This window comes from Pseudomonas sp. Pseusp3 (genome assembly GCF_047304225.1).
Taxonomy (GTDB): domain Bacteria; phylum Pseudomonadota; class Gammaproteobacteria; order Pseudomonadales; family Pseudomonadaceae; genus Aquipseudomonas; species Aquipseudomonas fluorescens_CD.
In genome coordinates this window covers 1-23,880 of record NZ_JBGLYV010000095.1, presented here as the reverse complement: position 1 = coordinate 23,880, position 23,880 = coordinate 1, and the positions used below count along the sequence as shown (strand labels likewise).

Sequence of the window (23,880 nt, the reverse complement as noted above, 5' to 3'; positions counted from 1 at the left end):
CCCGTGGCGGCCCCGCCCTGCAGACCCGCGTTGGCCACGCGCTGGCCAGCCTGCGCGAGCAAGGTGTCCTGCTGATCGGCTCCGGCAGCATCACTCACAACCTGCGGGAACTGGACTGGCATGCCGGTCCCGAGAGCGTTGAGCCCTGGGCCCTGGCGTTTCGCGACTGGATGATCGAGAAGCTCGCAGCGAACGACGAAGCCGCGCTGCACGACTATCGCGCACAAGCACCGAATGCCGCGCGCAACCATCCCAGCGACGAACACTTGTTGCCGCTGTACTTCGCCCGCGCGGCCGGGGGGGAGTTCAGCATTGCCCACCAAGGGTTCACCATGGGTGCGCTGGGCATGGACATTTACCGCTTCGGCTGACAGCCAGACCGCGTCGCGGTCTTCGTCGGAACGCCGCCCGGAGCAAGCCCGCTCCCACAGGAGATCACACTCCAATGTGAGAGCGGGCTTGCTCGCGAATGGCAGCAACACAAGTCAAACGCCGACCACAAACAAGCAGGCAAAAAAAATCCCCGAACCAGTCGGGGATTTTTCATGTTCGATCAATCAGCCCGAGAGCGGATCAATCTTCGCGGTAGCGACGCAGCTTCAACTGCTTACCGGCAACGCGAGTGTCCTTCAGCTTGGTCAGCAACTTCTCAAGACCATCTTCCGGCAGCTCGACGAGGCTGAAGCTGTCACGCACCTGGATGCGACCGATCGCTTCACGCGCCAGACCACCTTCGTTGAGGATGGCGCCCAGCAGGTTCTTGGCAGCGATACCGTCACGCGCGCCCAGCGCGGTACGGCAACGTGCACGGCCTTCGCCCAGTGGCATCGGAGCGCGACGCTCGCGGTCACCACGCTCAGGACGGTCACCGGAACGCTCTGGACGATCGCCACGCGGTGCATTGTTCGGCACCAGTGGACGCTCTTTCTCGATAGCGGCCAAGTTCAGCGCTTGACCGTTGGTTGCCTTGCGCAGCAGGGCAGCGGCCAGGGCACGCGGGCTGCAACCGATGTCGGCGGTCAGGCGATCCAGCAGATCACCGTGAGTCGATTCGGCCTCAGCCACCAGCGGCGACAGGCTGTTGGTCAGCTTCTTGATGCGCGCATCCAGAACGGCTTGAGCGTCCGGCAGGCGAACTTCAGCAACCTTCTGACCGGTTACACGCTCGATCACTTGCAGCATGCGGCGCTCGCGCGGAGTCACCAGCAGCAGTGCACGACCTTCGCGACCGGCACGGCCGGTACGGCCGATACGGTGAACGTAGGACTCAGGATCGTACGGCATGTCAACGTTGAACACGTGAGTGATGCGTGGAACGTCCAGGCCACGAGCGGCAACGTCGGTCGCCACAACGATGTCCAGGCGGCCATCCTTGAGGGAGTCGATCACGCGCTCGCGCTGGTTCTGGGCGATATCACCGTTCAGTGCGGCGGCTTTGTAGCCTTTGGCTTCCAGGGCACTGGCCAGATCCAGGGTCGCTTGCTTGGTGCGTACGAACATGATCAGGGCGTCGAAATCTTCCACTTCCAGCAAGCTGAGAACGGCCGAAGTCTTCTGGTCAGCGTGAACCAGCAGGTGAGCCTGCTCGATCGCGGTAACGGTCTGGGTCTTGCTCTGAATCTTGACGTGCTTCGGATCGCGCAGGTGGCGTTCGGCGATGGCACGGATCGATTGCGGCAAGGTAGCCGAGAACAGTACGGTCTGACGGGTTTCCGGCATGGCCTTGAAGATGACTTCCAGGTCGTCCATGAAGCCCAGCTTGAGCATTTCGTCGGCTTCGTCGAGAACCAGGTGGTTCACGGTCGCCAGTACTTTTTCGTCGCGACGCAGGTGGTCGCACAGACGGCCCGGAGTGGCGACAACGATTTGTGCGCCATTACGGATTGCTTTCAGTTGTGGGCCCATCGGCGCGCCGCCGTAGACAGCCACAACAGTCACGCCCGGCATTTGCTTGGCGTAGGTTTCGAAAGCGGTTGCAACTTGTAGCGCCAACTCACGAGTTGGGGCCAGGATCAGAGCTTGCGGCTCGCGCTTGGACGGATCAATGCGGTGCAGAATTGGCAGAGCAAAGGCAGCGGTTTTACCGGTACCGGTTTGCGCCTGACCAATCATATCGTGACCGGCGAGAATGATCGGGATCGACTGCTGCTGAATGGCCGAAGGCTCTTCATAGCCGGTAGCGACTACTGCAGCGACAATATTGGGATGAAGTTCAAGAGCGGCGAAGCCGCCGATTTCCTGGGTCATGGGTCTGCCTCTAAGTGCATCCGCAAAGACCCATGCTCCAAAGCTGCGCATGCCGTGTTGAGACTCAAGAGTCGCCCTGGCAGCTTTGTCGGCGGGGATTTGCGAAAACGAATGAATGAAAAGAATCGTCAAGGAGAGTCCGCGGTGCGGACGTGCAGCCGAAGCTGACTTCGGGGAATTGCTCTACCTAAACGCGGCCCGGCTAAAGGCCGGCGCGCACTATACCGGAATTCGCCCAAAAAGGGAGCTTTTTTTATCGATAATCCACCGGGTACACCGTTGTGTCACAGGCTTTGCGAATAATCGGTCAGCCGTCTATTTTTCAAAGGCCCGGCCTTGCGGGTGATGGCGCTAAAACGGTTCACCCTTTGCCGTGCAGACCGCAGGTCTCCGCACGCCTTTCCTACCCCGAGGATCGCTCCATGAATCAGCCCAGCTCCAGTCGAGTCAGCCGCGAACGGCGTGGTCATGTGTTCCTGATCGGTCTGGATCGGGTGGCCAAGCGCAACGCCTTTGACCTCGACCTGCTCAACGAATTGAGCCTGGCCTATGGCGAGTTCGAAGCCGACAGCGAGGCCCGCGTAGCGGTGGTGTTCGGTCATGGCGAGCACTTTACCGCCGGGCTGGATCTGGTCAATGCCAGCGCCACACTCGCAGAAGGCTGGCAAGTCCCCGCTGGCGGCTGCGATCCGTGGGGGGTGTTCGCAGGTCCCAGGGTCAACAAGCCGGTAATCGTCGCCGCCCAAGGCTATTGCCTGACCGTTGGCATCGAATTGATGCTGGCAGCCGACATCAACCTGTGCGCCAGCAACACCCGGTTCGCCCAGATGGAGGTGCAGCGTGGAATCTTCCCGTTCGGCGGTGCCACCCTGCGTCTGCATCAGGTCGCCGGCTGGGGTAATGCCATGCGCTGGTTGTTGACCGGGGATGAATTCGACGCCCGTGATGCGCTGCACTTGGGCCTGGTGCAGGAAGTCATGGCCAGTGAGGACTTGCTGCCCCGGGCGGTTGAACTGGCCGAGCGGATCGCCCGTCAGGCACCGCTTGGGGTGCAGGCGACGCTGATGTCGGCGCGACAGGCCCGGTATGAAGGAGAAACCGCAGCGGCACAGGGATTGCCCGCGCTGGTCAAGAAGTTGATGGCTAGCGAGGATATCAAGGAAGGTGTGCGGTCGATGGTGGAGCGACGGCCTGGGGTGTTCAAAGGGATTTAGCTCTTTATCGCCAGTCAGAAAGCCATCGCGAGCAAGCTCGCTCCTACAGTGGATCTTCGGTGTCCACAAGACCCCGTGGGAGCGGGCCATCACTGACAACTCAGGTCGCCGGGCGAATGCACTTGATCAACGAATCCAGCGAATACCCCAGCCGCGGTGCCAGCGCTTCGGCGCGGGTGATCAGGCCGTCCATGTCCAGTTCCTGATCCAGCTCCGACGGCACGATCAGAATCACGTTGCCCTCCTTCACCGGCAGCTCCCAGTAATGTCGATGGTACAAACCGCGCAACAACGCGGCGCCCAAGGGTTTGCCATCATCGGTAGCCCATTGATTGATGACCAGCCAGCCACCCGGATTCAATCGCTTCTGGCAGTTTTCCAGGAAGCTCCAGGCCAGGTGCCCGACACCCGGACCGACATCGGTATAGAGGTCGACGAAAATCAGATCCGCTGACTCGGCAGTGTCGAGCAACTCCAGCGCATCGCCAACGCGGATGTACAGGCGCGGATCGTCATCCAGCCCCAGGTACTCAATGGCCAGGCGCGGTACGTCCGGGCGCAGTTCAATGGCTTCGACATCTTCCAGCGGCAGGAACTTGAGACAGGCCTGAGTCAGCGTCCCGGCGCCGAGGCCGAGAAACAGTGCGCTTTCCGGATGCTCGTGGCACAGCGCGCCGATCAGCATCGCCCGGGTATAGTCGTATTCGAGCCAGCTCGGATCGGCGGTGAACACGCAGCTTTGCTCGATGGCATCACCGAACTCGAGAAAACGGTAATCGGCCACTTCCAGCACACGAATCACGCCGAACTCGTCCTGTACCTCGGCGAGCAGATGCTCGACGCGCTCCTCAGTCATTTCATCTCCTGATCGTCACCGGGGCCGGCAACGCAATAACACCGCGTGCAGAGAGCGGCAAAGGCGAGATTGTCGGCGAAGCGAAGGGAACAGGTCACGCACTAATTTGCTGATAACATGGACGTCCAAGCGAAAACACTAGAGACCGTGATGAGCCAACCCTGGAGCCCCGACAGCTGGCGCGCCCTGCCGATCCAGCAACAACCCCAATACCCCGATGCCGCGCATTTGCAGCAGGTCGAGCAGACCCTGGCCAGCTATCCGCCACTGGTGTTTGCCGGTGAAGCCCGGGAGTTGCGCCGTCAGTTTGCCGAGGTGACCCAGGGCCGCGCGTTTCTGTTGCAGGGTGGCGACTGCGCCGAAAGCTTCGCCGAATTCTCCGCCGCAAAAATTCGCGACACCTTCAAGGTGTTGTTGCAGATGGCGATCGTGATGACGTTTGCCGCCGGCTGCCCGGTGGTCAAGGTCGGGCGCATGGCCGGGCAGTTCGCCAAGCCGCGCTCGGCCAACGACGAAACCATCGATGGCGTGACCCTGCCCGCCTACCGCGGCGACATCGTCAATGGCATCGGTTTCGACGAAAAAAGCCGCGTGCCGGACCCTGAGCGCCTGTTGCAGTCCTATCACCAGTCCACCGCCACCCTGAACCTGTTGCGCGCGTTCGCCCAGGGCGGTTTTGCCGATCTGCATCAGGTGCACAAGTGGAACCTGGACTTCATCGCCAACTCGGCGCTGGCGGAAAAATACAGCCACCTGGCCGACCGCATCGATGAAACCCTGGCGTTCATGCGCGCCTGCGGCATGGACAGTTCGCCGCAGCTGCGCGAAACCAGCTTCTTCACCGCCCACGAAGCGCTGCTGCTGAACTACGAAGAAGCCTTCGTGCGGCGCGACAGCCTGACCAATGATTACTACGACTGCTCGGCCCACATGCTGTGGATCGGCGACCGCACCCGCCAGCTCGACGGTGCCCACGTCGAATTCCTGCGCGGGGTGAACAACCCGATCGGGGTCAAGGTCGGTCCGAGCATGAACCCGGACGACCTGATTCGCCTGATCGACATGCTCAACCCGGACAACGACCCAGGCCGCCTGAACCTGATCGCACGGATGGGCGCGAACAAGGTCGGCGATCACCTGCCGCAGCTTATCCGCGCCGTCCAGCGTGAAGGCAAGCAGGTGCTGTGGAGTTCCGACCCGATGCACGGCAACACGATCAAGGCCAGCAGCGGCTACAAGACCCGCGACTTCGCGCAGATCCTTGGCGAGGTGAAGCAGTTCTTCCAGGTGCACGAAGCCGAAGGCAGTTATGCCGGTGGTATCCATATCGAAATGACCGGGCAGAACGTCACCGAGTGCATCGGTGGTGCGCGGCCGATTACCGAGGACGGTTTGTCGGATCGCTACCACACCCATTGCGACCCGCGGATGAATGCCGATCAGTCGCTGGAGCTGGCGTTTTTGATTGCCGAGACACTGAAGCAGGTTCGGCGGTGAGTCAGTAAGGTCTTCCTTGCCTGACAGGCCGCCTTCGCGAGCAAGCCCGCTCCCACAGTTGATCGAGTTGCCCGAGCAAACGCGATTCAATGTGGGAGCGGGCTTGCTCGCGAAAGCGTCAGTTCAGTCACCATCAATCTGCGCCAATGCCACCCGCAACCTGTCCGCACTCGCCCGCGGGCAATTCAACTGAACCTGCGCCAACCCCAGCCAATCCGCCATCTGCCGCAGATTGACCGCCAGTGCCAGCATCCCCTCGTCATCCAGACCGGATTCCTCTTCATGCACAGCATGCACTGCCAAACGGCCGGTCGCCCGTTCGGCGCGCAGATCGACCCGTGCGGCAATCCGTTCGTTGTGCAAAAACGGCAGGACGTAATAACCGTAGACGCGCTTGTCCTGCGGCGTGTAGATCTCCAGCCGATAGCGGAAATCAAACAGCCGCTCGGTCCGATTGCGCTCCCAGACCAGCGAATCGAACGGCGAGAGCAATGCACTGGCCGCGACTTTGCGCGGCACTTTTGGCTTGGGCAGACAATAGGCCGGTTGTCGCCAGCCCTGAACTTCGCAGGTCAGCAATTCACCGGCCTCGACCAACTCAGACAGACGCAGGCGGCTGTCCACAGGGTTCAGGCGGAAATAGTCACGCAAGTCCTTCTCCGTAGCGACCCCCAAGGCCGTTGCCGCATGCCGCAACAGGCCGCGCTGGGCGTCAACTTCACTCAGTTCAGGTTGGGCAAGAATCGTCGAAGGAATCACCCGCTCCGGCAGATCGTAGAGCCTTTCGAATCCGCGCCGTCCGGCAACGGTGACTTCACCGGCAGCGAACAGCCATTCCAGCGCATGCTTTTCCGCGCTCCAGTCCCACCAGGGCCCGGCCCGTTCCTGACGGGTCGACAGGCTCCCGGCGCCAAGCGCGCCCTGCTCCTCAACCGAAGCCAGCACCCGCCGAATCGTGTCTTGCTGTTCACGCCCGAAACGCGCCAATTGCTGATAAATGTCTTCGCCACGACTTGCACGCTGCATGCGCCAACGCATCAACGGGTACAAGGAAAGTGGCAACAACGAGGCTTCATGGCCCCAGTACTCGAATAGTGTTCGTCGACGGCCCTGACTCCAGGCAGCCTGGTCGAGCAAGTCGGAAGAATAATTGCCGAGGCGGGAAAACAGCGGAAGGTAGTGCGAACGCACCAACGCATTGACCGAATCGATCTGCAAAATGCCCAGCCGTTCGATCAGGCGATTTAGCGCGACAGCCTTGATCGCCGCTGGCGGCTGCCGCCCGTTGAACCCTTGGGCGGCCAGCGCCAGACGCCGAGCCTGTTTGAGGGTAAAGGACAATGTTGCGGGCATGGGCATCTCCTTGTCTGCTCGCAACCTACCTCACCGGTAAGGGGTTTGTGTAGCGTGGCTTTCATCAATTAATTATCGAGTCATTTATGCATCGGATCATTCCAGAACGGTTTGATTGACTCGTTCTCCACATCCGCACGGCTCATGCCGATGTCCTTGAGTGCTTCGTCGCTCAAGCTCGCCAGCAGTTCGCGCTCGCGATGCAGTTCGTACCAGCGGCCGACCTTGTGCAGCAGATCGGAAATCAGGTGAATCGAGTGTTTTTCTGCACCATGGAACTCGTGTTGACCTTTCATCTTGTTGCCCTCCGTTTGGATGGCTCCAGTCTCGCGCCGGGTCTAAGATCAATCCAACGAATGTTTCTGATGTCACATATCTCGGAGATTGATGGATGTCCGCCTACCCGAGTATCGATACCGAAGTGTTGCGCACCTTCGTCGCCATCGCCGACCAGGGCGGTTTTACCCGCGCTGGCGAAATGGTCAACCGCACCCAGTCAGCCGTCAGCATGCAGATGAAACGACTGGAAGAAGATGTGCTGCAGCGCCAGTTGTTCCAGCGCGACGGACGGCAGGTGCGACTGACGGCCGAAGGCCAGGTGTTGTTGGGTTATGCGCGGCGGATCCTCAAGCTGCACAGTGAGGTCTTCAATACCCTGCGTGAGCCCGACATGATCGGCACAGTGCGCATCGGTACGCCGGACGATTATGTGATGCGATTCCTCCCGGGGATTCTGCGCCGATTTGCCCAGTCCTACCCGCTGATTCAGATAGAAGTGCACTGCGAATCATCGAAACAGCTGTTGATGCGACAAGATCTGGACCTGTCCATCGTGACCCGTGAACCGGGCAGCGAAATCGGCCAGCTGTTGCGCAAGGAACGCTTTGTCTGGGCCGAGGCGCAATGCTACAGCGCTCATGAGCAGACCCCGCTGCCGCTGGCGATGTTCAACAGTGATTGCTTCTGCCGCCAGTGGGCCTGCAATGCCCTGGATGCCCAGGGGCGCGATTACCGGGTGGCGTACAACAGCGACAGCCTGTCGGCGATCATGGCCGTGGTCAGCGCCGGCCTGGCAGTCACCGCGCAGCTTGAAAGCCTGATCACCGCGGACATGCGCATCCTCGGTGAAGCCGAAGACCTGCCGCTGCTGCCCGAAGCCAGCATCATGCTCGTGCGCAACCTGCATAACCCGTCACCGATCACCGAATGCCTGGCCGAACACATCGTTGAAGGCTTCAAACTTTGAAGGCGAGCATCACCGCACAGAACACCAGGAATCCACAAAACAGCCCGCGCAGCAGCCGCTCCGGCAAAGCGTGGGCAACTTTCACGCCCCAACTGATGCTCATCAGCCCCCCGACCGCCAAAGGTAAACCGATCACCCAACTGACCTGATGGTGCGCGGCGTAAGTCACCAGCGTCACCCCCGTACTCGGCAAGGCCAGCGCCAACGACAACCCCTGCGCAACCACCTGGCTGGTGCCGAACAGACTGGTCAGCACTGGTGTCGCCACCACCGCTCCCCCCACGCCGAACAACCCGCCCATCGTGCCGGATGCAGCGCCAAGCAGGCCCAGCCAGGGCCATGAGTAATTCATCTGCGAAGCCGCGGGTGCGCTCGCGACGAACATGCGAACGAGGTTGTACGCCGACAGCGCGATTAGAAAGGCGACAAAGCCTATGCGCATGGTTTGTGCATCAATGCCCACCGCCCAGATCGATCCGAGCCAGGCGAAGCAGAACCCCATGCTGGCCAGCGGTAACGCGTGGCGCAGTTCGATCCGGTTGCGCTGATGATAGCGCCACAGCGCCAGCATCACGTTCGGCACCACCATCACCAGCGCTGTGCCTTGGGCAATCTGCTGGTCGAGCCCGAACAGCACGCCCAGCAATGGAATGGCAATCAGGCCGCCGCCGATGCCAAACAACCCGCCGAGCGTGCCCAACGCAGCGCCGAACACCAGATACATCAAGAAATCAATCACAGCATTTTCCCCGTTGCTGTCAGGCCTTTGATCCTACGCAGTTGCTTCTAGCGCGGAAACGCACAGCGACGCACAATGGCTGTGCCAAATTCGCACAAGCGCAGACCCGCCATGAACCCCAATCAATTGACCGACCAATTGGCCTTGTTCCTTGATGTGCTGGAAACCGGTAGTTTTTCCGCCGCCTCGCGCCGTCATCCGATGACCCCTTCGGCCGTGGCAAGGCGTATCGACAGCCTGGAAAACGCGGTCGGCAGTCAGTTGTTCATCCGCAGCACTCATGCGGTACGCGCCACCCCGGCGGGATTGGCCTTTGCCGAGCGAGCACGGCGGATCGTCGCCGAGCTGCGCCTGGCCCGGGCCGAAGCGGTTTCCTTGAGCAGCGCGCCGGAAGGTCTGATCCGCATCGATGCACCAGCAGCCTTCGGGCGTCGGCACCTGGCACCGGTGATTGCCGATTTCCTCATGCTCTATCCGGGTCTCGACGTGCAACTGCACCTGATCGACAGTTTCGTCGACATGCAGGGCCAGAACCTTGGCAAGGTCGATCTGGTACTGCGCGCCGGGCAATTGGCCGATACCCGGCTGGTCGCCACGCCACTGGCGAGCATGGTGCGTATCGCTTGCGCCAGCCCTGATTATTTGCGGCGTCGCGGCGTGCCGACCGATCCGTCACAGCTGATCGAACACGACGGACTCGACTGGGATGGCCTGGCCCCGCTTTTCGCCTGGCGTTTCGAGCGGGACGGGCAAATGCAGTTGCACCGACCGGCGCGGGTCCGCATGAGCGCCAACAATGCCGAGGCACTGGTATGCGGCGCATTAGCCGGACTGGGTATCGCGCACCTGCCAACCTGGCTGGCCAGCGAGTACCTGTTGCGCGGTGAGTTGCTGCCGCTGTTCTGCGACAGCGGCCTGCCGAAACCGGAAAGCGCCGGCATCTATGCGTTGCGCCTGGAACAACAGCCCAACTCCCGCAGTCGATTGTTGCTGGAGTACCTGAAAACCCGCTTCAGCCCGGTTCCGCCCTGGGATCTGGAGCTGCAAACCCATTTGCAACGGCACTGATCAGAATTATCTGGCGCATTAAAGATTCGCCCGCTAGATTCCTGAGATCACAGATCAAGGCTTCGACATGACCACCGAGCGCAACACTCCGGACAACTGCGACAACCTGCTGCTGGACAATCAGGCCTGCTTCGCACTGCATTCCACTTCGCTGATGATGACCAAGGTCTACAAACCCTTGCTGCAAGCGCTGGGCCTGACCTACCCGCAATACCTGGCGATGATGGTGTTGTGGGAACGGGACGGTTTGACCGTAGGCGAAATCAGCACGCGGTTGCTGACCGACCCAGGCTCGTTGACACCGCTGCTCAAGCGCCTGGAAGCCGAAGGCCTGCTCAGCCGAACCCGCAGCCGTGAAGACGAGCGCGTAGTGATCGTCGAACTCACCGAACAGGGCCGGGCGTTGCGCGACAAGGCCCGCGATATTCCCCAGTGCATCCTCGGCGCCAGCGGGATGACTCTGGAGCGCCTGCAAAACCTGCAAGCGGAACTGCAAGCGCTGCGCAGCCACCTGCAAGACAGCCTGTAGTCTCCAATTCACCACAAATCCCCTGTGGGAGCGGCGGTGCGGCGATCCGACTTGCTCGCGAAAGCGGCTTGGCATTCAACACCTATGTTGACTGAAGCACCGCCTTCGCGAGCAAGCCCGCTCCCACATTTGTTTTGCGTTGGGCCGAAAAATCGGGTTCGCCATCTACTCCTGAAAAATTCCCCTCAAAAGCTCTAGTTCAATACTTCCAACCAAAACCACCCCATAGCCTTTGGCTTTTTTCAGGTTTCTTTGAAAATTTATCTTGCGCACTAAATATTAGAGCGATACATTTATTTCGCACTTACTTAGCGCGCAAACATTTAGCACAAATACACAAACCCTGAACGAGGCTTTCACCATGCAAACTCTCTACACCGCAATCGCAACTTCCACCGGTGGCCGTGACGGTCGTGCGGTTTCCAGTGACAACATCCTCGACGTAAAACTCGCCACTCCGAAAGAACTCGGCGGTGCTGGCGGCCCAGCCACCAACCCCGAGCAACTGTTTGCTGCCGGCTACTCCGCCTGCTTTATCGGCGCCCTGAAATTCGTGGCCAGCCAGACCAAGCGCAGCATCCCGAACGACGCTTCGATCACTGCCCACGTCGGCATCGGCCAGATCCCTGGTGGCTTCGGCCTGGACATCGACCTGCACATCAGCCTGCCGGGTCTGGAACAAGCCGATGCCCAAGCACTGGTCGACGCGGCCCACCAGGTCTGCCCGTACTCCAACGCCACCCGCGGCAACGTCGATGTGCGCCTGCACGTGACCGTCTGACCGCCAACCACTCAGGCCCGAACAGGAAACGAACATGAACACTTTCAGCAAAGTCTTGACCGGTACCCTTCTCGCCCTGTCGATCAACGGCGCATTCGCGGGTGATGGCGTTGAACACAACACCCAGGCGTTCCTCGATGTGCTGAATGCCGGCACCGGCAAACCGCTTGAACAGCTCGGCCCGAAAGATGCCCGCGCCGTGCTGGTGGGTGCGCAGGCCGGGGTGAAACTGACACTGCCAAAGGCCGATGTCAGCCAGAAGACCATTCAAGTCGACGGCCAACCGCTAAGCCTGACCATCGTCCGGCCGGCCGGGGTAAAGGGTGAGCTGCCCGTGTTCATGTTCTTCCATGGCGGCGGCTGGGTACTGGGAGACTTCCCGACCCACGAGCGGCTGGTGCGTGACCTGGTAACGGGTTCGGGTGCGGCGGCCGTGTTCGTGAACTACACGCCGTCGCCGGAAGCGCATTATCCGGTGGCGATCAATCAGGCTTACGCGGCGACCCGATGGGTGGCCGAGCACGGTAAAGAGATCAACGTCGATGGCAAGCGCCTGGCGGTGGCCGGCAACAGTGTCGGCGGCAACATGGCGGCCGTGGTTGCGCTGATGGCCAAGGACAAGGGCACACCGGCGATCAAATTCCAGGTGCTGTTGTGGCCGGTGACTGATGCCAGCTTCGAAACCGCGTCCTACAACCAGTTTGCCGAAGGGCACTTCCTCACCAAAAATGCGATGAAGTGGTTCTGGGACAACTACACCACCGACGCCAATCAGCGTAACGAGATCTACGCCTCCCCTCTGCGCGCGACCACCGCCCAGTTGAAGGGATTGCCTCCAGCGCTGGTGCAGACCGCCGGTGCCGACGTGTTGCGCGACGAAGGCGAAGCCTACGCCCGCAAACTGGACGAGGCCGGTGTGCCGGTCACTGCGGTTCGCTACAACGGCATGATCCACGACTACGGTTTGCTCAACGTGGTGAGCCAGGTGCCAGCGGTGCGTTCGGCGATGCTGCAGGCGTCTGAAGAACTGAAACAACACCTGAAGAAGTAACACCGCCCCACCCTGTAGGAGCGAGCTTGCTCGCGATGGACGCCCAGACAACGCGGGCATTCAGATAGCCCGCGTTATCGTTAACGACCATCGCGAGCAAGCTCGCTCCTACAGAGGGTCGAGTGTTTCAGGCACAAAAAAGCCCGACTCAATGGTCGGGCTTTTTCATTCCTGAAGCTGTGCTTATTTGGCACGGCCTTTGTAGGAACCGCCTTCGCGGGTATCAATCTCGATCATGTCGTCGATATTGATGAAGTCAGCAACCGACAGCTCGGTACCGTTCTTCAGTTTGGCAGGCTTCATCACCTTGCCGGAAGTGTCGCCGCGAGCGGAACCTTCGGTGTAGGCAACCTGACGCACGATGGTGGTCGGCAGTTCTACGGAAACCAGACGGCCTTCGAAGAACACGGCTTCGCAAACGTCGGTCATGCCTTCTTCAACGAACGGCAGAACGGCTTCGATGTCTTCGGCGTTCAGCTCGTACATGGTGTAGTCGGTGGTGTCCATGAACGTGTAGGAGTCACCGCTGATGAAGGACAGGGTCGCTTCTTTGCGATCCAGGATCACGTCGTCCAGCTTGTCGTCCGCACCGTATACGGTTTCGGTCTTGTAGCCGGTCAGCAGGTTCTTCAGCTTGGTCTTCATGATCGCGCTGTTACGACCGGACTTGGTGAATTCAGCTTTCTGAACCAGCCAAGGATCGTTGTCGATACGGATCACGGTACCGGGTTTGAGTTCTTTACCAGTTTTCATTGCGAATATCCGAATTTGGATGGGATTTACAAAAATCTAGGCCGCGTATCATATCCAATTTCCATAAAACTGTACCAGCGCCGTGGCAAGATCCGCCTGCAAGGCCTGTTCCAGACACCATGCCTCAGCGTGTTTTTCCAGCTCTGGCCAGTGTTTACGGGTGAATTGCCAGTGGTCGGTCATTTTCTCACCGGCGTTCCACGCCCGCCAGAGACCGCTGATCGCCTCCCGCGCCGGGTCCGAAAGCCCCTTTATATAGAGTTCGAGGAAGGCGTCGAGTTTGTCCAGATGGATATCTTCTTCCTGCCGGTAAATGTGCCACAAAAATGGCCGGCCGGCCCATTGTGCGCGCACAAAGGAGTCTTCGCCGCGCACGGCGTTGAAATCGCAGCACCACAGCAACCCGTCGTATTGGTCCTGACGGACGAATGGCAGTACTTGCACGGTCAAGGCTTCACGCACATGCACGGCACCGGCCGCCAGCCCCTCCACACCGAGCCAACGCTCGACATCGCCGAGAATCCGCCCTTCCGGTACCAGCAGATGAGTGGACGTCGAATCGCCTGCCATCGCATCGAGCCAACTGGCCAGCCCGGTGTTTTCGTAGGCAAACAATGAGATCAACTGCGCACCGGGTGCACGATCAATTCCCATACTTTGCAGGAATTCTCTTTGAGCCTGCGGGTCTTGCTGAAACTGCCGACGACGTTCAAGCAACCCGCGCTCGCGTATCAACCCGCCCGTGCCCTTCTGGAACCCCGGAAAGAAAAAGAACTTCTGTACGCTTTTGTACTTCACCGACGGCAGACCGTGACAGCCGATCACCCAGTCTTCGGCACTCAGGTAATCGAGGTTCATCCACAGCGGCGCCTTTTCCCTTTCGGCCATGGCGTCCATATAGGCGCTCGGCAATTGGCAGGCGAATGCGGCGATCACCACATCGGCGGCTTCCGTCGGCAGCCACTCGGCTGGCCATTGCCGCACTTCGACGCCTTGCTGCCACTGCTGCGCAGCGTGGATGTCGATTTCCGGGCAAAGGCGCTCGAATGCTCGCAGATCATCGACCCATAGACGTACCGCCAGTCCATGTTCGGCCACCAGTTGCCGGGCCAGTCGCCAGGTCACGCCGATGTCGCCGAAGTTATCGACCACGGTGCAAAAAATATCCCAGCGGGTTTTCAATTCAGGCATTCCAGGCTCCCGTTGGCAAAGGCGCCGATTGTCCGCATAAATTACCCCGTGCAGAAGAGCCGACGGCGATTATTCTTCATGCGACAATCACCGCTCTCCAGTGACCTTTCGCCATGAGGCAACCATGCCCCACCGCCCCGCTCCGCGCCGATCCTTCCCATTTCGTCTGAGCGCCCTGCAGTTGACCGGCAGCATCGCCCTCGGCATGTGGCTGGGATTCATTGCCATTGTGCTGACCTGCTGGCTCGCTTCGCGCCTGTTCTTCAGCGAACAACTGGCACCTGTAGCGGCGGCTGTGGAGCAACTGGCCAAACCACCGGTGGTGGTTCAACCGGTACCGGACATCCCGTCCCAGAGCCCGCTGTTCGGGCAATACGAAGAAAACCTGCGCAAGAACGAGCAGCAGCAACGGCTCGATCAGGCCCGTAGCAGCAGTCGCAACCTGTCCAATCCAAGCTGTCAGTTCTGGCTGCAACAGGACCGGACTGCTCCCAGCGAAAAAAGCCGCGCCAACGTCCTGCAATTCTGCGATTGATCATGAATAAACACAGCGTCCACCAACTGATTCTCGACCGGCTACGGATCGATCTCGACATCGCCGAACGGGCCGCGCAAACCGCTTACGAAACGGCGACCCATGAAGAAAACATCGCCGAGAACAAGTACGACACCCTGGGGCTGGAGGCTTCGTATCTCGCGGCCGGACAAGCCAGAAGGGTCGAGGAGATTCGCCAGTCACTGACCCTCTGCCAGAACCTGGCCCTGCGCCCGTATGACGATCAGCGGGGCATCGAAGTGGGTGCGTTGCTCGGGCTCGAGGACGAAAAGGGCCGCGAACAATGGCTGTTTCTCGCCCCCGATGCGGCCGGGCTGAAGGTCGATCTGGTGGGGCAACTGATAACCGTCATCACCCCGCGCTCACCGCTGGGCAAAAGCCTGCTGGGCAAGTTCGCGGGCGATGAGGTGGAGATTATCGTGGCGGGAGCTCGGCAACAGTTCGCTGTCACCGAGGTGGTTTAGGACACTCTATCAGTGAACGGGCAGTTCGACGCCGTCGAACAGCTCTTCCAGTTCCTGCTTGTTGTGGCACTGAATGGCCTTGGCCATGACTTCGCGAGTAAGGTGCGGCGCGAACTTCTCGATGAAGTCGCACATGAAACCACGCAGGAAGGTGCCACGACGGAAGCCGATCTTGGTGATGCTGGACTCGAACAACTCACTGGCATCGAGCACGACCAGGTCGCTGTCGAGTTTGGGGTCGACGGCCATTTTCGCCACGATGCCCACGCCCAGCCCGAGGCGAACATAGGTCTTGATCACGTCGGCGTCGGCGGCGGTGAACACGACTTTCGGCGTCAGGCCACGATGACTGAACGCTTCGTCGAGTTTCGAACGGCCGGTAAAACCGAACACGTAGGTCACGATCGGGTATTCGGCCAGCGCTTCGAGGGTCAGCTTCGACAACTTGGTCAACGGATGGCCCTGAGGCACGACCACACAACGGTTCCAGCGGTAGCACGGCATCATGACCAGATCGCCGAACAGTTCGAGCGCCTCGGTGGCGATGGCGAAATCCACGGTGCCATCAGCGGCCATTTCGGCGATTTGCATCGGCGATCCCTGGTGCATGTGCAAGGCGACGTCCGGGTATTGCTTGATGAAATTGCTGATCACCGGCGGCAACGCATAACGCGCCTGGGTGTGGGTGGTGGCAATCGACAGGGTGCCTTTCTTCTCGTTGGAGAATTCCTGGGCGATCTGCTTGATGCTTTCAACCTTGCGCAGAATCTCGCCGGCGGTGGTGATGATGCGTTCACCGGCCGGGGTGACCCGGGTCAGGTGCTTGCCACTGCGGGCAAAAACCTCGACGCCCAGTTCATCTTCCAGCAGACGGATCTGTTTACTGATGCCCGGTTGAGAGGTGTAAAGGCTTTGGGCTGTAGCGGAAACGTTGAGGTCGTGGTGCGCCACTTCCCAGATGTAGCGCAATTGTTGAAGCTTCATATGAATCCCTCAAAGCAGGTAGACGCCACGGGCATCAGCGACGGTATATAACTATATTAATGGCATGAAGAATAAATCTAGAACTTTTTTATCAGACTGCCACTATTCGTGTTCTAGAGATCCCCTTGGCGACGACGTTGCACCAGCGGCACCAGATAGACCGGCACCTTGGACAGTTGCAACACACGGGCGGCGGTTCGGCCCAAAGGCGTTTCCGCACCAGCACCGTGGCTGTGACTTCCTACGATCAACAAATCCACGGAGAGTTTCTGCGCCTGGTCCAGAATCACCTGCGATGGGTCGCCCTGCAACACCCGTACCGCCTGAATCCGCTCCAGGTCGTGCTCCCCTTCATCCCCCAGTTCCTCCCGAAAACTGTCGAGCACCCGTTGTTCAATACTGGCAATCACCGTATTCAGGCCCTGGCTGTGAAACTCATTCAGCGCCTGCTCATCGAGATAGCTTTGCAGCACCGATTCGGCAAACAACCCCATGGGTTCAACCGCATGCACGACATACAAATTGGCATTGAAGGTCCGGGCCAGCTCCAGGGCATGCTGCATCACCACGGGCGCGTACAGGCCAAGGTCTGTGGCATACAGCATCGAACGAATCATATGACCTCCTCAACTGCCAACATGGCGGAGATTTGATTCAGCTTAGCAGTGCCTTGGCGACTGCGACGTCCGGCGCAACGCATTGAATGGCGGGCTTAAACCTTTTGCTCATTGCTTATGCCATGTGGCACGTGACCGGTGGCGACGACTTCACGGGCCAATTCACAGTGACCGGCCTGATCGTCGAAAAACACATCGGCCGCGAAGGCTTCGAGAAAGGCTGACTTGGTCAGGCCGCCAAGGAACAGCGACTCGTCGAGACGGATGTCCCATTCGCGCAACGTGCGAATGACCCGCTCATGGGCCGGCGCCGATCGCGCCGTGACCAGCGCGGTGCGGATCGGACAGGCGTCCTCCGGGAACTCACGCTGCAACAGATTGAGAGCCGCAAGAAAGCCCTTGAACGGCCCTCCGCGCAACGGCTCGCGGGCGGCCTCACGCTCGCTGGCCTGGAACGCTTCCAGACCACCGGCCTGATAAATGCGCTCCGACTCATCGGAAAACAGCACCGCGTCTCCGTCGAAGGCAATGCGCAGCTCGTCGCTGGCCGCACGGCTGGCACCACCCGACAGAATGGTCGCTGCCGCGAAACCGGCGTCCAGTGCATTGCGTACGTCTTCGGCGTGGGTCGAGAGAAACAGGTCGCAGCCAAAGGCCTTGAGGTAGGGATACGGACTGCGCCCGCCGACAAATGCCGCACGAGAAATCGCCAGTCCGTAGTGGTCAATCGAGTTGAACACCCGCAGCCCGGTGTCGGCGCTGTTGCGCGACACCAGAATCACCTCGACCCGGGCGCGGCCGAGGCTGTTGTTGAGGTTCAGGAGTTTCTGCACCAATGGAAAGGCATCGCCGGGCTGGAGGATCTCGTCTTCGTGTTCGATCTGATACTGCCGGTAGGCTTCGACGCCGCTCGACAGATAGACCTTGTGGCTTTCGCTCAGGTCGAACAGCGCCCGCGAAGAAATCGCCAGCACCAGCTTGTCGTCAATTGTCTTCGGCATGCCCTTCCCCCTCAGGTCGGTCGATTCAGGTGTTGCGTCGATCAATGAAACTCAAGCTGCGATACAAAGCCTCGATGCGCGGCATTTCATACCCCGCGGCCTTGGCTGCCGCCAGTGGCCGGGCGTAGATTGCGGCCAGCTCCAACGGCCGCTTGTGCAGGAAATCGTGATACATGCTCGGCCAGTAGTCGGGCATTTTTTCGGTGACCATGAACAAGTGCTCGGCATACCCCGCCGGTACATCGTGCCCGCACGCGACTGCGCCTTGCACCACTTCGGCCATCAGCGCCTTGATCAGTTCGCGACTGTCGGCATCCGCCATCAACGGTGTGGTGCTCGCTCCCAACAAAACCGATAGCCCGTTGTAAGGGATATTCCAGACCAGTTTTTGCCAGCGCGCCTGATGCAGGTTCGCCATGGCTTGGGAATCGAGGCCGGCACTGCGGAACAGACCGACACCCTCCTCGACAATTGCGCTGCGTGCAGGCCCATCGGCGGGACCGCTGTGATAACCGACATGCACCGCGCCCAGCGCCTGATGAGTGATGACGCCCGGCGCCTCGCGATGGACGCAGATGTAGCAAAGCCCGCCGAGCACATGCAGCGAATCGGGAAGCAACTCACGCAGGCTGTCTTCAACGTCCAGGCCGTTTTGCAACAGCAGTACCTTGGCGTTCGGTGCCGCCGCCTGCAGGATGGCCGGAGCCAGGTCTGCATTGCTGGTGGTTTTCGCGCCCACCAGCAGCCAGTCGCAGGGCGGCATGTCTTCAGCGTTCGAATAGGCCTGCACCGGGTTCAACGTCAGTGCGCCGTGGGGCGCGCTATCGATCCGCAACCCATGCCCGGCCACCGCGGAGAATTCGCTGCGCAGCAGAAAATGCACATCAAAACCGGCACGCGCCAGCATCACCCCGTAGAAACCGCCGATTGCGCCGGTCCCTATAATGCCGATCGTCGGCCTGGCAACTGTCCCCATCATGGCAACTCCTCTGCTGTTCGACTCAGCGCCTGGCGCACGGCCCGATTGAGCTCGGTGTCGGTCAGACGCGATTTCAGTGCTCCGAAGAATTCGCCGTCGCGCACAACAAACAGCGCCGGCAAGTGAAAGACCTGATAACGCTCGACCACCCCGCCGTTATTGCCGGCATCGATCCAGCACAGTCGATCGACTGCCAGATCGAGTACCGGCAATTGCTCACGGGCAAAACGGCAACCGGCGCAGCCGACACTGGTGAAAATAACCAGCGAAACACCGCTCATCGCCAGCAGCCGTTGGTCGGCGTCAAAATCGGTCAGTTCCAATTCGACCACTATACTGGGGAGAACAATGTCAGATGGCCGACACATGGAGTCTGTGTTCATGGGACGTTTTATTCCTCACCCTGACGATGTGCCCGTCGAATTAACGTTGCTGAAACCTGAGTGTATTTCGCGACGACAGCTGCACACTATCAGTCTCGGGGGCATGGCTTGCAATTATCACCGCGCGTGGCGCTACGGCACCGCACTGGAAGTCCGCATGCCGACCGTGAACCCGGACATGCGCTATCTGGGCTATGTCGCCTGGTGCCTGCGGCGCAAACGCGGTTATCTGGTGGGTATCGCCTTCGTTGATGAACAAATGCTGTTCAGCGCCCGAATGGGCGAGCAGGTGTGCCAGATCGAGCGCTACTGCCGCCTGCATGACGCCCACGACGACTTGCAGGATATCCAGGCCCTGGCTCTGGAATGGGTCCAGGAGCATGCCGACGAGTTCTCTCACGAATCGGTACGCAAGGCTTTTGCCGAGCCTGTGCCGGATTAGGGGCATTGCCCAAGGGTTTGCCGGTCACGTTGGGGAAACTGAGCGAGAATGGCCCCTAAACCGGTGTCTGCCCATTGTCGAGCCACGGTGTAACGCGCTAAGGTTCGGCTCCCCGACGCGCTTAATTTGCTGTGCTCCGCCGCGCGGGTTCGCTGGCGGCCGGCACCCGTGACCTGACGAGTAAACGATGGCTGATTTACCGATCAACGACCTAAACGTCGCCTCCAACGAGACACTGATCACTCCCGATCAGCTCAAGCGCGATATTCCCCTGAGCGACGCCGCACTGCGCACCGTCACCAAGGGCCGCGAAGTCATTCGCAACATTCTGGATGGCACCGACCACCGCCTGTTCGTCGTCATCGGGCCTTGCTCGATCCACGACATCAAGGCCGCCCACGAATATGCCGACCGCCTGAAGGTTCTCGCTGCCGAAGTGTCCGATACCCTGTATCTGGTCATGCGCGTGTATTTCGAGAAGCCACGTACCACCGTCGGCTGGAAAGGCTTGATCAACGACCCGTACCTGGATGACTCGTTCAAGATCCAGGACGGCTTGCACATCGGTCGCCAGTTGCTGCTGGACCTGGCCGAAAAAGGCCTGCCAACCGCTACCGAAGCCCTCGACCCGATCTCCCCGCAATACTTGCAGGACCTGATCAGCTGGTCGGCCATCGGCGCGCGTACCACCGAATCCCAGACTCACCGTGAAATGGCGTCCGGCCTGTCCTCGGCCGTCGGTTTCAAGAACGGCACCGATGGCGGCCTGACCGTAGCGATCAACGCCTTGCAGTCGGTTTCCAGCCCGCACCGCTTCCTGGGCATCAACCAGGAAGGCGGCGTGTCGATCGTGACCACCAAGGGCAACGCCTACGGTCACGTGGTGCTGCGCGGCGGCAACGGCAAGCCGAACTACGATTCGGTCAGCGTTGCGCTCTGCGAGCAGGCGCTGAACAAGGCGAAAATCAAGCCGAACATCATGGTCGATTGCAGTCACGCCAACTCCAACAAGGATCCGGCGTTGCAACCGCTGGTGATGGAAAACGTCGCCAACCAGATCCTCGAAGGCAACAAGTCGATCATCGGCCTGATGGTTGAAAGCCACCTGAACTGGGGCTGCCAGGCAATCCCGAAAGACCTCGCCGACCTGCAGTACGGCGTGTCGATCACCGACGCCTGCATCGACTGGACCGCGACCGAAAACACCTTGCGCAGCATGCATGCCAAGCTCAAGGATGTGCTGCCCAAACGCGATCGCAACTGATCGCCTGATTGGCCGCACAAAAAGCGCAGACAAAAAAACGCCGGGCAGAACCCGGCGTTTTTTCATGCATTCGTTTTATTGAAGGTCACTGGCTCAGCTTGGCCGCATGCCGCTGGTGACGCTCCATGTAGCGCTCGACGTAGGAGCACGATGGAATGACGGTGTAGCCCATTTCCTCAGCGTACTCCAGCGCCTTCTCGGTCAAGGCTGCTGCAATACCGCGACCACGCAATGCGTTGGGCACGAAGGTGCGATAGATATCCAGGGTCTGCTTCCCCAGATCCATATAGGTCAGATAGGCACGATGACCGTCCACAATGGTCTCGAACTGATGACCAGCCTGGTCATGGTGGATGGACAACGCCTCGCTCATCACTACTCCTCGCGGGTCTGGATTTCCGACCCCTACCTTACCGATGTTTTTCCGGCGAAGGAACATCTACGCCACCCCGTGCCAGAATGGACACCGAGAAGAGCTGCACCGATCTCGCGCTACCGGGCACGTACAAATAGTAGGCACCATTGACAGAAATGCTCAAGGTACGCTCGTCATCATGCAGGTTGGCGGGTGCTGCTCCGGATCACGCAGGAATGGCTTGACCGAAGGTCGCTCCGGGTCGATAGCCTGAACATTGCCGGATGTTGAGACTTAAGACGAGCGCCCGCTGTTAAAGTCACCTGAACATCGAGAAAGATATTGGGAGGCGCTACGCAAAAGCCGAACAAAAGTGTAGACGAATCCATATAGGCGACTTTAGCCAGACTGGGAAAAAGAGCGATGTGCCGAAGGAACTTTTTCTCGCCTGCTCGCTCAGCCACGGGCCTTGCAGCTGGATATTTTTTAAACAGTTCAGTTAAAAGTTGCTCGAAAAAGAATCAACGCCTACAATTTTTTTTGCTTCTTGCGTCACGTCAGTTTTACTTACTACAAGTAATGGGTAGTATGTACGCCGGCTATTTCCTCAATCGGAGGAGATAGCTACTTAATAGAAAGTCCTTGAAGGGGAACACGATGAACAACGTTCTGAAATTCTCTGCTCTGGCTCTGGCCGCAGTTCTGGCTACCGGTTGCAGCAGCGCATCGAAAGAAACCGAAGCACGTCTGACCGCTACTGAAGACGCAGCTGCTCGCTCCCAGGCTCGTGCAGACGAAGCTTACCGTAAAGCTGATGAAGCTCTGGCTGCTGCTCAAAAAGCACAACAGACTGCTGACGAAGCTAACGAGCGTGCTCTGCGCATGCTGGACAAAGCTAGCCGCAAGTAATAATCCTTCGGGATTGTTATCAAGCCGATCCATTTTTTGGGTCGGCTTTTTTATTGCCCGGGGTTTCTCCAGGCAATAAAAAACCCGTCGACGCGGTCCGCGCCGACGGGCTCCTTGCAAGCGTTACTGCATCGGGTCGATCGGCGTGCTCGACACCATCGGTGCAATGCCGTTGCCCGGCACGGCGATCTCCACCGGCAGGCCGTCTTCAGCGGCGACCACATCACGCACCACATCCCAGTTCATGCGCAGGTTGTTGGTGATGTCTTCACGCTTGAGCATCGCATTGATGACCGCGGTGTGCTTGTCGACCACCGACGGGTTGCCCTTGTCGTCCAGCGGCGTATGCGCCTCCAGATAGACCTTGCCGCCACTCATGCCGAACTTGTACGGGTCGTTGATGATCCGCACCGACGTACCGACCGGCACCATGCCCGCCATTTCCAGCACGTTGTTGTTGAACATGCGGAAGCAACCGTGGCTGGTACGCATGCCGATACCGAACTTCTTGTTCGAGCCGTGGATCAGGTAGCCCGGTGTGCCCAGGGTGAACTTGAACGGCCCCAGCGGGTTGTCAGGGCCTGCCGGCACGACGTTGGGCAGCGGATCACCATCTGCTGCGTGCTCGGCCTTGATCGAAGCCGGAGGCGTCCAGGTCGGATTAGGTGTCTTGGCGGTGATGCTGGTGTGGGCAATTGGCGAGCCCCAGCCTTCACGACCAATCCCCAATGGGAACGTGTACACCACGTTCTTGCCTTTCGGGTAGTAGTAGAGGCGGTACTCGGCCAGGTTGATCACGATGCCTTCACGCGGGCCTGGTGGCAGGATGAAGCGGGTCGGCAGAATGATTTCCGTGCCGGCGCCAGGCAACCATGCATCGACACCCGGGTTGGCCGCGACCATTTCCGTGTAGCCCAGATCGTAGGCAGTACCAAGGTCGGCGAAGGTATCTTCGTACTTGGCCTTGATCACCTGCACCTGGCCGATGATGTCCTCACCGGGCGGTGGCAGGGGAAACTCCAATGCTGCAACGGGACCGGCCACAAAAAGGGCGGCGAGAGTCAGGCAGCGGGTGACGGCAGGAAAGCGCGACAACATCCGGAAAATCCTTCGCATGATCAACTGAGATATAAGAAAGCGATTGTACACCGCTGTCTGTTATTTCGGGGAGACCAGCCGATTGCAGGCGATGCAAGGCGATTTTGCGATTGTCCACGGTCCTGTGTGGGAGCGAGCCTGCTCACGAAGGCGGTGTGTTGGGCGACGTGTTTTTTACTGGTGTACATATCCGGTTCTACGGCAACGGCCACTTAAGGTTCCGCCTTTACGGCGGGTTACTTGGAAAAGCGGAGCGCCGCCCGGCCCCAAGTAACCAAGGGCTCTTGCCCCTGACGTTCGGTG

General features: G+C 59.7%; 27 protein-coding genes. 13 read left to right on the top strand and 14 right to left on the bottom strand.

Annotated elements, in window-relative coordinates:
* Positions 1-371, top strand: a 371-nt coding sequence (locus ACCD00_RS24650) for a DODA-type extradiol aromatic ring-opening family dioxygenase (RefSeq protein ID WP_413427936.1), incomplete at its 5' end; no start/stop codon positions are given.
* Between the two features lie 202 nt (positions 372-573).
* Here the strand turns inward: ACCD00_RS24650 and ACCD00_RS24645 are convergent.
* Entirely contained in the window at positions 574-2,247 is a 1,674-nt protein-coding gene (locus tag ACCD00_RS24645; protein WP_007973525.1) for a DEAD/DEAH box helicase, read from the bottom strand.
* 422 nt (positions 2,248-2,669) lie between these two features.
* On the opposite strand from ACCD00_RS24645, the gene ACCD00_RS24640 reads away from it, so the two are divergent.
* Positions 2,670-3,461 (top strand): crotonase/enoyl-CoA hydratase family protein, encoded by a 792-nt coding sequence (locus ACCD00_RS24640; protein WP_413427935.1) that lies wholly within the window; start codon positions 2,670-2,672, stop codon positions 3,459-3,461.
* 100 nt (positions 3,462-3,561) lie between these two features.
* Here ACCD00_RS24640 and ACCD00_RS24635 read toward each other — a convergent pair whose 3' ends face one another.
* Positions 3,562-4,317, bottom strand: a complete 756-nt coding sequence (locus tag ACCD00_RS24635) for a spermidine synthase (protein ID WP_413427934.1) — start codon at positions 4,315-4,317, stop codon at positions 3,562-3,564.
* A gap of 150 nt (positions 4,318-4,467) precedes the next feature.
* On the opposite strand from ACCD00_RS24635, the gene ACCD00_RS24630 reads away from it, so the two are divergent.
* Positions 4,468-5,814, top strand: a complete 1,347-nt coding sequence (locus tag ACCD00_RS24630; RefSeq protein ID WP_413427933.1) for a class II 3-deoxy-7-phosphoheptulonate synthase — start codon at positions 4,468-4,470, stop codon at positions 5,812-5,814.
* A 123-nt stretch (positions 5,815-5,937) separates the two neighbouring features.
* Here ACCD00_RS24630 and ACCD00_RS24625 read toward each other — a convergent pair whose 3' ends face one another.
* Both ACCD00_RS24625 and ACCD00_RS24620 read right to left on the bottom strand, forming a co-directional pair.
* Positions 5,938-7,167, bottom strand: coding sequence for a winged helix-turn-helix domain-containing protein (locus ACCD00_RS24625; protein ID WP_413427932.1), 1,230 nt, complete (start codon positions 7,165-7,167; stop codon positions 5,938-5,940).
* Positions 7,168-7,247: 80 nt separating this feature from the next.
* Entirely contained in the window at positions 7,248-7,463 is a 216-nt protein-coding gene (locus ACCD00_RS24620; RefSeq protein ID WP_413427931.1) for a DUF1127 domain-containing protein, read from the bottom strand.
* A gap of 95 nt (positions 7,464-7,558) precedes the next feature.
* On the opposite strand from ACCD00_RS24620, the gene ACCD00_RS24615 reads away from it, so the two are divergent.
* Positions 7,559-8,413 (top strand): LysR substrate-binding domain-containing protein, encoded by an 855-nt coding sequence (locus ACCD00_RS24615; RefSeq protein ID WP_413427930.1) that lies wholly within the window; start codon positions 7,559-7,561, stop codon positions 8,411-8,413.
* Here the strand turns inward: ACCD00_RS24615 and ACCD00_RS24610 are convergent.
* Entirely contained in the window at positions 8,403-9,152 is a 750-nt protein-coding gene (locus ACCD00_RS24610) for a sulfite exporter TauE/SafE family protein (RefSeq protein WP_413427929.1), read from the bottom strand. The genes ACCD00_RS24615 and ACCD00_RS24610 overlap by 11 nt on opposite strands.
* A 111-nt stretch (positions 9,153-9,263) precedes the next feature.
* Between ACCD00_RS24610 and ACCD00_RS24605 the strand changes: the two genes are divergently transcribed.
* The 4 genes from ACCD00_RS24605 to ACCD00_RS24590 all read left to right on the top strand — a co-directional run bounded on the left by ACCD00_RS24605 (position 9,264) and on the right by ACCD00_RS24590 (position 12,581).
* The gene (locus ACCD00_RS24605; protein ID WP_057397244.1) at positions 9,264-10,220 is read left to right on the top strand and encodes a LysR family transcriptional regulator; all 957 of its coding nucleotides are present in this window, start codon (positions 9,264-9,266) and stop codon (positions 10,218-10,220) included.
* Positions 10,221-10,287: 67 nt separating this feature from the next.
* On the top strand, positions 10,288-10,749 hold the full coding sequence (locus ACCD00_RS24600; RefSeq protein WP_085715321.1) for a MarR family winged helix-turn-helix transcriptional regulator: 462 nt from the start codon (positions 10,288-10,290) through the stop codon (positions 10,747-10,749).
* Between the two features lie 361 nt (positions 10,750-11,110).
* Complete coding sequence (locus ACCD00_RS24595; RefSeq protein WP_413427928.1) at positions 11,111-11,530, top strand: organic hydroperoxide resistance protein; 420 nt, start codon at positions 11,111-11,113, stop codon at positions 11,528-11,530.
* Between the two features lie 34 nt (positions 11,531-11,564).
* A complete protein-coding gene (locus ACCD00_RS24590; RefSeq protein WP_413427927.1) occupies positions 11,565-12,581 on the top strand; it encodes an alpha/beta hydrolase in 1,017 nt (338 codons plus the stop codon).
* Between the two features lie 183 nt (positions 12,582-12,764).
* On the opposite strand, the gene ACCD00_RS24585 is transcribed toward ACCD00_RS24590, so the two are convergent.
* A complete protein-coding gene (locus ACCD00_RS24585) occupies positions 12,765-13,334 on the bottom strand; it encodes an elongation factor P (protein ID WP_007983530.1) in 570 nt (189 codons plus the stop codon).
* Between the two features lie 48 nt (positions 13,335-13,382).
* Positions 13,383-14,525 (bottom strand): elongation factor P maturation arginine rhamnosyltransferase EarP, encoded by a 1,143-nt coding sequence (gene earP, locus ACCD00_RS24580; protein ID WP_413427926.1) that lies wholly within the window; start codon positions 14,523-14,525, stop codon positions 13,383-13,385.
* Between the two features lie 124 nt (positions 14,526-14,649).
* On the opposite strand from earP, the gene ACCD00_RS24575 reads away from it, so the two are divergent.
* On the top strand, positions 14,650-15,060 hold the full coding sequence (locus ACCD00_RS24575; protein ID WP_413427925.1) for a hypothetical protein: 411 nt from the start codon (positions 14,650-14,652) through the stop codon (positions 15,058-15,060).
* A gap of 2 nt (positions 15,061-15,062) precedes the next feature.
* Positions 15,063-15,545, top strand: coding sequence for a transcription elongation factor GreAB (locus tag ACCD00_RS24570; protein WP_413427924.1), 483 nt, complete (start codon positions 15,063-15,065; stop codon positions 15,543-15,545).
* A gap of 9 nt (positions 15,546-15,554) precedes the next feature.
* Here the strand turns inward: ACCD00_RS24570 and cysB are convergent, their stop codons facing one another.
* The 5 genes from cysB to ACCD00_RS24545 all read right to left on the bottom strand — a co-directional run bounded on the left by cysB (position 15,555) and on the right by ACCD00_RS24545 (position 19,509).
* Entirely contained in the window at positions 15,555-16,529 is a 975-nt protein-coding gene (cysB, locus tag ACCD00_RS24565; protein WP_008023282.1) for an HTH-type transcriptional regulator CysB, read from the bottom strand.
* Between the two features lie 113 nt (positions 16,530-16,642).
* Positions 16,643-17,146 (bottom strand): universal stress protein, encoded by a 504-nt coding sequence (locus ACCD00_RS24560; protein ID WP_008023285.1) that lies wholly within the window; start codon positions 17,144-17,146, stop codon positions 16,643-16,645.
* 95 nt (positions 17,147-17,241) lie between these two features.
* Entirely contained in the window at positions 17,242-18,147 is a 906-nt protein-coding gene (locus tag ACCD00_RS24555) for a 5'-nucleotidase (protein ID WP_008023286.1), read from the bottom strand.
* 25 nt (positions 18,148-18,172) lie between these two features.
* Positions 18,173-19,126: a putative 2-dehydropantoate 2-reductase gene (locus ACCD00_RS24550; protein WP_413427923.1), complete on the bottom strand. Its 954-nt coding sequence runs from the start codon at positions 19,124-19,126 to the stop codon at positions 18,173-18,175.
* Entirely contained in the window at positions 19,123-19,509 is a 387-nt protein-coding gene (locus ACCD00_RS24545) for a thioredoxin family protein (protein WP_413427922.1), read from the bottom strand. Before ACCD00_RS24545 ends, ACCD00_RS24550 begins: the two co-directional genes overlap by 4 nt.
* Between ACCD00_RS24545 and ACCD00_RS24540 the strand changes: the two genes are divergently transcribed.
* Positions 19,508-19,951: a PilZ domain-containing protein gene (locus ACCD00_RS24540; protein ID WP_413427921.1), complete on the top strand. Its 444-nt coding sequence runs from the start codon at positions 19,508-19,510 to the stop codon at positions 19,949-19,951. The two genes, ACCD00_RS24545 and ACCD00_RS24540, sit on opposite strands and share 2 nt — an antisense overlap.
* Before the next feature lie 187 nt (positions 19,952-20,138).
* Positions 20,139-21,215 carry a 3-deoxy-7-phosphoheptulonate synthase gene (locus ACCD00_RS24535; protein ID WP_413427920.1) on the top strand — a complete coding sequence of 359 codons (1,077 nt, stop codon included), beginning with the start codon at positions 20,139-20,141 and terminating at the stop codon, positions 21,213-21,215.
* 85 nt (positions 21,216-21,300) lie between these two features.
* On the opposite strand, the gene ACCD00_RS24530 is transcribed toward ACCD00_RS24535, so the two are convergent.
* Positions 21,301-21,588 (bottom strand): GNAT family N-acetyltransferase, encoded by a 288-nt coding sequence (locus tag ACCD00_RS24530; RefSeq protein WP_057397257.1) that lies wholly within the window; start codon positions 21,586-21,588, stop codon positions 21,301-21,303.
* Between the two features lie 639 nt (positions 21,589-22,227).
* Here ACCD00_RS24530 and oprI point away from each other — a divergent pair.
* The gene (oprI, locus tag ACCD00_RS24525; protein ID WP_003199355.1) at positions 22,228-22,479 is read left to right on the top strand and encodes an outer membrane lipoprotei OprI; all 252 of its coding nucleotides are present in this window, start codon (positions 22,228-22,230) and stop codon (positions 22,477-22,479) included.
* A gap of 123 nt (positions 22,480-22,602) precedes the next feature.
* Here oprI and ACCD00_RS24520 read toward each other — a convergent pair whose 3' ends face one another.
* A complete protein-coding gene (locus tag ACCD00_RS24520; RefSeq protein ID WP_413427919.1) occupies positions 22,603-23,577 on the bottom strand; it encodes a L,D-transpeptidase family protein in 975 nt (324 codons plus the stop codon).
* Between the last annotated feature and the right edge of the window lie 303 nt (positions 23,578-23,880).